Source organism: Acinetobacter sp. (assembly GCF_045628685.1).
Lineage (GTDB): Bacteria > Pseudomonadota > Gammaproteobacteria > Pseudomonadales > Moraxellaceae > Acinetobacter.
This window is the reverse complement of record NZ_JAZQPV010000063.1, coordinates 1-4950: the sequence shown is the minus strand read 5'-3', so window position 1 is coordinate 4950 and position 4950 is coordinate 1. Positions and strand designations below refer to the sequence as shown.

The window sequence follows — 4950 nt, the reverse complement described above, 5'->3', positions numbered from 1 at the left end:
ACAAGGTCGACACCGAGATCCCCTCGCCCATCGCCGGCACGCTGCAGGAGGTCAAGAAGCCTAAGCTGCCAAAAGAAAAGGAGGTACCGATCGAAGTGAGCGGCGTCAAGGGAATGCAGTCTAAGCCATGGTCGAAGAAGTTCAAGAACCAGAAAGCAATGGAAGACTGGATGGCCAAGCACGGCGAAGACATCACCGTCCACGCTTACTCGACTGACCCTTCGTACTAAGTCAAAAAGGCTAACATGAGCTTGCTCAAGGAAATCAACGACGAGATAGAAGGTGTTGAGCCGGATGCAGAAGCTCCGGCCGATGTCGGCCCAGCTTCTCCAGACGGTTGGTCTATCGGCCACCTTGCGACCCACGGTCTCATTCTGTCTTGCGACGGTTTCCAACTGAAGCTCGACATCGATGAGTTGAACAAGTTCTTTGACATTGCTGAGGACGGCTCACCAGGCGAGATCAAGGATCAGAATGGAAAGGTCATTCTGGTTGAACCGACGGATGACAGCATCGTGCTCACCCGTACAGGAGACTCCGTTTATCCAAACGGAGTTGTTCTTGACCTTGACACCCTCAAGGAGCTCGGTGTTGAGCAGCATGAGGAAGAAGAGAAAATCGAATCTGAACAAGCTGACCATGAAGAGCCGATTGATGATAAAATAGATCAAGTAAAAGAAGCAACGCACCGCGCCTATCGTCGAGCAGGAAAGACAATCAAGCGCGGTTTTCGTGTTACCTCTGGTTATCGCAAAGGCCGTGTCGTTGCGAACATCAAGACTGCGTACAAACCACGCGCAAAGGCGTCTACACGAATGAAGTTAAGCATTGCAGGAAAACGTAAGACCTTCATCCGTCTTTTGAAATCAAAGCGAACGAGGAAGAAGTCATTGAGCAAGCGGCTAGCAAGGATGAACGTAAACAAATGAAGATCATCGAACTTTACGAAGATGAGCTACCACAAGATTTTGGTAGTGCGATCGGGTTAATTCAGCGTGACTGTAAGCCTTTCCTGTCTCAGGCAAATGGTGGTCTTCTCTACCGTGGGATGCGCAGTGCTGTAGGTGAAAAAGCCGTTGTGTTTTCAAAGAAAACCCCTCGCACAGATCGCAAACCGAGGAATACGGATATTCGGCTTCACAAAATAATGGACGATTGGTTTAACGAAAAGTTCGGCGTCAAAGCTCGAAGTGAAGCTGTTTTTTGTACAGGAGATTTTATTGATGCACTCTCATATGGAGCAGCTTATGCAATTTTCCCAATAGGTGACTTCAAATTTATTTGGTCGGAATATATTAATGATCTGTTTATTGCAGCAAGAAGAAATCCTTCAACATTACTTGATACTCTAAAAGATGCGAACTACAAGACTACCAATCTTCCTGAGGCAATAGAGAGTGATCATGAGATCATGATCTCTTGTAAAGAATATTATGCTCTGTGTGTTCAATCTCCGAGTGACATAGAAAATATCAAAACAAACTTATGAACTACGACTATCCAGAGATTGCGACACAGTCCGCCCTTGGTGGCCGGTGGTATGATACTGAACATGGGTCCTACCCCTCCATCACGACTATACTTGGTACGACAGCACCACCTGACAAGGTAGCCTCACTGCAGAACTGGCGCAACTCTCTAGGCCATTCAAAGGCCGATGCAGTATCGAAGAAAGCAACTGACCATGGTACGAATGTCCACCTACTGGCTGAACGCTACTTGAAGAAAGAAAAGGTTGACGCTCCAATTAATGGTCAGCCTGTTCCTTACCTAGATATGGCGGCATTCAATGCTCTCAAACTGAAGCTCGACAAGATTGATGAAATTTGGGGACAAGAGGTCGCGCTTTACTCCACGTCGCTCTGCGTTGCTGGGCGTTGTGACTTGGTTGGAAAGTATAAGGGCGTTCCAGTCATCGTTGACTTCAAGACCGCTTCGCGAGTAAAAGGAAAGAAGGATATCCATGATTACGAGTTGCAAATTTATTTTTACGCGACTGCCCACAATGAAATGTTTGGTACAAACATCGATCAAGGCATCATCCTTATGGTGGCTGAGACTGGCTTCCCTCAAGAATTTAAAGTCGTGTTCACGCAGCTCCTGCGTGATGAGCTAGAAGCACGGGTTAAGGCATACTGGGCAAAGATTCTGTCATCAGTATCTCCAGCATAAATAACTGATCACTATGGAAATATCATGACCAAACTAAACGAAATGAACGATGACTATGCCAACGGCGCCGGTCTCGATCCAGCCACATCAGCACCTCAACCAGAAATGACAGTTGAGCTACCAATGACGACTATTTCAATGGACCTGCCAGACACCGCTGCTTCGGCGGAGGGCGTTGCTTCTGGCGACATCGATCCAGAGAGCGTGTTGGTCTATTCCTCAAACATCGCGTCAGTATCATCAGGTGGCGGAAGTAACATCACCGCCTTTGACGTCACCTTCACAGTCAGCTTTACGTGCCCAGATACTGGAACATTCAGCACTTACCAAGTCATCAAGCGAATTGGTGTCGACAAGATGAAGCTGGCTCATGAAGCAAAGATGTCAACCCCGATCACCGTTGTTGAAGCCAAGAAACCTGAACAATACGTCTACAGCAAGGACCGCATCAAGGCCCTTGCAGGTCTCAAATAAGGAACTACCATGGCAGATAAAAAGAAAATTGTAATTGTTGCACCCGCGGATGCCAACTCAGACGTTACTGACGCAGTGAAGCTGCTCAAGGGCGCCGGCTACGATGTCGATATTGAGGAGCCAACTCCTAAGGCGCTGCTCCACATCGTACTTGGTTTGATGGGGCCAAATGCTTACGGCTTTGGTCCAGGCTATGCCTATCAACCAGGAGCTGGGGTGATTGACGACTCTACATCTGATGCTGATGACGTAGAAGCTAATGCTGATGACACAGAAGCTGATGACACAGACGTAGACACTGGTGGCGATGACTTCAACTTCGAATCCCTCGGGATGGTTAATGTGGATGGTGAGCTGATTGAGGCAGTCACCCACAACAGCGACGTCTCACTGCTCTGCGTTGAGGGTCTCAACATCGGTTCGAAGACAGTCTACTCCCTGAACGAGAGCCGCTTCACGTTCTTCCCTGCAGATGTCGCGAAACTAGCTTCACGTGTTGATATCACTGTCGACAAGCACCGCACCTCAATCGAAATTCCCGTACAAGAATCCCAAGGGAAGGCAACGTTGAAGGTTGGCAAGGACCTCCGCGATATGTTTTCCAATAAATAATAATATATGACAGATAAAACACACAGCCCGTTTCACGTCGTTGAGGACTTCATCTCACCGGCAAACTGTGAGAGGATCATTGCTGAACTTGGCATCCGTGAGCCATCCCTCGCTGAAGATGGGCGCCCCCTTAAAAACGAGCGTCTCATCAAGGACCCTGAGTTGCTCCACCTTATTCAACAAGCAGTCCTTGAGAATGGGCAGGACATTCAAGAGCGTTATGACGCCAAGATCAAAGGAATGGAAACACCTCACTTTCAACAGTACTTCGAGGATCCAAAGCGCCCTGCTGAACCGCACGGCTGCGAGAACTCTAAGTATGTGCGCAAGAAGTGGGTGAAAACTAAGGATGTCGACCTCGTGGGGTATGTGTGGTTGAAGGACTACGGAAGCGGTGTGCCGCTTGATCCTCGTATTGAGGTGTATGGCGGTAAGTTAGAATTTCCAGCATACAACTTCTCGTTAGTACCACAGCGGGGGACCCTTGTTATGTTCCCGGCCGGACCACACTTCATCACCGCAGTTTCACCAATTTTGGTGGGGACACTTGAGATGATCAAGTTCGGTATCAAGATCACAACCACTGAGGATGGCATTTGGCTATATCAGCCCGCTAATTTTGCTGGCACTTACATTGATTGGTTTGTATGAAAATTAAAGAACTTCTAAAAGAAGCAGCATTCGACGAGCTGCTTGACAGCTTTGGCCAAGACCTCGGAACCTTAGATGGCCTTGACAAGGTCTACGACAAGCTTATGAAACAATTTGATGACCTCAAGCGCTCTGAACCGGAGAAGTACGAACGCATCAAGGACCACGTCCTGAAGATGTCGAAGGACTTCAACCAAGCAGATGAGAACAAGGGCAAGATGTATCGTGCTGTTCGTGGAATTGCCAGCGCATTAGTTGATTAAATCTAGTGTACATTTGATTCAGGATAGAGTATAATTACTCATCGACTGAATAACACTGGAAATCAAAATGGCAAACGATACCTTCCCTTCCTACATCAAACCTCGTGTAAAAGGCGGTCGTCGTGACAAACCTGTCACGATCGATTATCAAAAGGTACATGTAGTTGGGGAGTACGACGGCATCTTTGACTATGAAACGAAAGCTCGTGGAGAGCTTCTGCTGGCTGAAGTAGATGGTTGGCTGTATCCTTGCTATCGTCGTAAAGCAGAAAGCCCGAACATCACGACGGCAATCTGCCACGATTATGACTTCAAGCGTTGCCGCGTCGAAGACGCAAAGTAATCAGGAGCCATCATGAACGATCCCAAAAACACGGTCACGATTGGTAAGCGCGACGATTCCAAGAGCTGGAAGATTCTGCAAGCGAACTATGCAGAGCTTTGGGACAAAAAAGAAATCGGTTACATCGGCTTGCCGAGCCGCAAGACCTACGTCTTCAAGGACCGGGATGTGCTCGAGCAATTCGTCGAGAAGCTGAATGCTAAGAAGATCGTCCACAGCATCGACTGCATCTATCCTGAGCCTGATCTCTGGTAACCCAGATGTGGGAGCGGTGAGTCGCTCCTACTCCCTTGGCTCCCAGTTGGTCCCGTTCCAAACAAAGACCCGATTGTCAGTCACGTCAGACCCATCTGCGGCTTCTGACGTGCTCAAGATGACCATCGAAACTGTTGGGCTCACCTCGTACCCAGCAGGGCTGATCGGCATTCCATCACC

10 protein-coding genes are annotated in these 4950 nt (G+C 48.3%); all 10 read left to right on the top strand.

The genetic code is table 11. The features are described from left to right. On the top strand, positions 1-230 hold a 230-nt coding region (locus ACKI4H_RS09055; protein WP_407305214.1), incomplete at its 5' end, for a hypothetical protein. A 15-nt stretch (positions 231-245) separates the two neighbouring features. Next, on the top strand, positions 246-929 hold the full coding sequence (locus ACKI4H_RS09050) for a hypothetical protein (protein ID WP_407305212.1): 684 nt from the start codon (positions 246-248) through the stop codon (positions 927-929). Continuing rightward, a complete protein-coding gene (locus tag ACKI4H_RS09045; RefSeq protein WP_407305210.1) occupies positions 926-1489 on the top strand; it encodes a hypothetical protein in 564 nt (187 codons plus the stop codon). Before ACKI4H_RS09050 ends, ACKI4H_RS09045 begins: the two co-directional genes overlap by 4 nt. After that, positions 1486-2172 carry a PD-(D/E)XK nuclease family protein gene (locus tag ACKI4H_RS09040; RefSeq protein ID WP_407305208.1) on the top strand — a complete coding sequence of 229 codons (687 nt, stop codon included), beginning with the start codon at positions 1486-1488 and terminating at the stop codon, positions 2170-2172. Before ACKI4H_RS09045 ends, ACKI4H_RS09040 begins: the two co-directional genes overlap by 4 nt. A 24-nt stretch (positions 2173-2196) precedes the next feature. Beyond that, entirely contained in the window at positions 2197-2646 is a 450-nt protein-coding gene (locus ACKI4H_RS09035; RefSeq protein ID WP_407305207.1) for a hypothetical protein, read from the top strand. 9 nt (positions 2647-2655) lie between these two features. Beyond that, entirely contained in the window at positions 2656-3258 is a 603-nt protein-coding gene (locus ACKI4H_RS09030) for a hypothetical protein (RefSeq protein ID WP_407305206.1), read from the top strand. 6 nt (positions 3259-3264) lie between these two features. Beyond that, the gene (locus ACKI4H_RS09025) at positions 3265-3909 is read left to right on the top strand and encodes a hypothetical protein (RefSeq protein ID WP_407305205.1); all 645 of its coding nucleotides are present in this window, start codon (positions 3265-3267) and stop codon (positions 3907-3909) included. Then, a complete protein-coding gene (locus ACKI4H_RS09020; RefSeq protein ID WP_407305204.1) occupies positions 3906-4172 on the top strand; it encodes a hypothetical protein in 267 nt (88 codons plus the stop codon). Before ACKI4H_RS09025 ends, ACKI4H_RS09020 begins: the two co-directional genes overlap by 4 nt. 67 nt (positions 4173-4239) lie before the next feature. After that, the gene (locus ACKI4H_RS09015) at positions 4240-4515 is read left to right on the top strand and encodes a hypothetical protein (RefSeq protein ID WP_407305202.1); all 276 of its coding nucleotides are present in this window, start codon (positions 4240-4242) and stop codon (positions 4513-4515) included. 12 nt (positions 4516-4527) lie between these two features. Continuing rightward, on the top strand, positions 4528-4770 hold the full coding sequence (locus ACKI4H_RS09010; protein ID WP_407305201.1) for a hypothetical protein: 243 nt from the start codon (positions 4528-4530) through the stop codon (positions 4768-4770). Positions 4771-4950: the final 180 nt, after the last annotated feature.